Origin of the sequence: Pseudomonas sp. O230 (genome assembly GCF_045447035.1) — a bacterium.
Taxonomy (GTDB): Bacteria; Pseudomonadota; Gammaproteobacteria; order Pseudomonadales; family Pseudomonadaceae; genus Aquipseudomonas.
The window spans coordinates 1-1,775 of record NZ_JBJGXN010000025.1 but is presented as its reverse complement, the minus strand read 5'-3'; the positions used below and the strand labels follow the sequence as shown (position 1 = coordinate 1,775).

Sequence of the window (1,775 nt, the reverse complement as noted above, 5' to 3'; positions counted from 1 at the left end):
GTATGCGTCCGGGCATCTCGTCTTGCACCCTGGGAGAGCAGGAAAACAGAGGTAACACATGGGTCAGTTCGTATAATTACATTAGACGGTGTTTTAACTGATTTCTGTCCCCCAAATTTGGCACTGATTCGAGAGTGTTTTCAGCCACCCTCCATCGGTTTGCCGGAATTCAATTGGCCATGTTTTAGCTTTGGCTTGGCCCCCCCTTGCGTGACCAGGCAACTGGAGCCCCATGCTGGTTTGACCAGTGCAGGCGTGAATGAACCTGAATTGGGTCCATGTGCGCCACGACAATATCGCCCTCGGTGCGATATGAGTGCTGATCTGGGTTGTGTCGGGGCGTTAGGGGTGGCGTCCGGGTTGAGATGGTGTGGCGTAGGTGCGTCTACGGTGCTTTCAGTTGAAAGTCGTCGAGAAATAGACGGTGTTTTTTAGGTGCGGATTAGGGCTCGCTGAGTGCTCAGTGGGTGCTTATAAGGGTTGGGTGAGTGTGGTGCGGGGGCGTTCCTGGGTTTATATGGATCGGTGATGGTGCCGGTCGGGGCAGAGCGCGCACCCAAAGCACCCAAACTGCCAAGAAGGATGTTGACGGAGGGAAGCCTGCTCGGTTCCCTCCGAAAATAGCTGAGTTGTCCGAGAATTTTTGCGGAACAGTTTCGTGTGTCGATCATCACGAGAGGCGACACGTTGCTGCACCTGATTGACCACTACATACGGCGAACCTTCGACAACGGGCGGAGGATGCCGCCTCAAGTTTGCAAAAGGCTATCGACCTCTTCCCCGTTGTTAGCGAAGGGCTTCGCTACCTCGTCAAGGTCACCAGGAGCGCCGGGAAATCTCTACCTTGCGCTCAGAAGCAAAGGTGGTGGCACAGACTCGTTGGCCTGGCTGATGGAAATCGAAACGGGGCAGCTATCCGCATATTGATTCCATTGATTGGCCAGGCGGGTGCAGAACAGATGCTCGATGCGCTGAATAAAGTGCAGGAGGTTTCGGATGAAAGTGCGGCCGGGCATACCGTCTTGCGCAACTAAACCGGTTGCCATCTATGCGGCAGCAGTTCGGCAATCGCACTCGCCCGCTGCGTCGGCAGGCGCGTGAGGACGTCCTTCAAATAAGCATACGGATCATGTCCGTTGAGCCGTGCCGATTGGATCAAGCTCATGATCGCGGCTGCACGTTTGCCACTGCGCAGTGACCCAGCGAACAGCCAATTTTTGCGACCTAACGCCCATGGCCGAATCTGGTTCTCGGCCCAATTATTGTCAATGGGTACGGCACCGTCATCGAGATAGCGCGACAGCGCCGTCCAACGTTTGAGGCTGTAATCCAGAGCCTTGCTAATAGCCGAGCCGTCGTGCACGAGCTGGCGCTGGGCGATCATCCAGGCATGCAAAGCGTCCATCACCGGTACGGCTTTTTCTTGCCGTATTCGGCGGCGTAAATCCGGTTCCAGGTCGCGGACTTCATGCTCTATTTCGTACAGCCGCTGGATGTACCTCAAGGCCTGCTCGGCAAGCTGGCTCTTGTTGGTGGCGTGCAGCTCGAAGAACTTGCGCCGCGCATGAGCCATGCAGCCGATCTCGGTCACGCCGAGTTCAAAGCTGGCCTTGTAGCCGCCAAAATCATCGCAGACCAGCTTGCCCTTCCAGTCTTGCAGGAAGTTGCGGGCGTGTTCTCCGGCGCGGCTAGGGCTGAAGTCGTAAACCACCGCCGCCAATTCCGAGAACTGGCTGGTGGCGTAGGCCCAGACATAAGCTCGATGGGTTTTCTTC

At 56.3% G+C, this 1,775-nt stretch carries 1 protein-coding gene; it reads right to left on the bottom strand.

Going from position 1 to position 1,775, the window contains the following annotated elements; all coding sequences use genetic code 11:
* Window positions 1–1,030: 1,030 nt before the first annotated feature.
* Window positions 1,031–1,775: IS66 family transposase (gene tnpC / locus ACI77H_RS29980; RefSeq protein WP_407015537.1), on the bottom strand; the 745-nt coding region annotated here is incomplete at its 5' end.